Source organism: Vibrio sp. 10N.261.51.C6, from assembly GCF_041471785.1.
Taxonomy (GTDB): Bacteria; Pseudomonadota; Gammaproteobacteria; order Enterobacterales; family Vibrionaceae; genus Vibrio; species Vibrio crassostreae_C.
Genome location: NZ_JBFRPB010000153.1, coordinates 1 through 299 on the forward strand (window position 1 = coordinate 1; position 299 = coordinate 299).

General features: G+C 40.8%; 1 protein-coding gene. It reads left to right on the plus strand.

What is annotated here, in order from left to right; genetic code table 11:
* Nucleotides 1-299 (plus strand): aminotransferase class I/II-fold pyridoxal phosphate-dependent enzyme (locus AB4375_RS21690; RefSeq protein WP_372052518.1); only part of this gene is annotated, 299 nt, incomplete at both ends.

Consider the following 299-nt stretch of genomic DNA (forward strand, 5'->3'; position numbering starts at 1 on the left):
GCATCAGTGAAATTCTCTGACGAGACTCTAGAGAACCTAACAAACTTTGTGAATGAGCAACGCAGTGACCTATTCATCATCACTGATGACGTATACGGTACATTTGCCGATGACTTCGTTTCTCTATTTGCAAAACTACCATACAACACACTTTGTGTTTACTCGTTCTCTAAGTACTTTGGCGCAACAGGCTGGCGTTTAGGTACCATTGGTATCCAACACAAAAACGTATTTGATGACGCACTAAGTTCTTTCAGCGAAGAAAAACAGTGTCAACTTGATGACCGTTACAAAACACT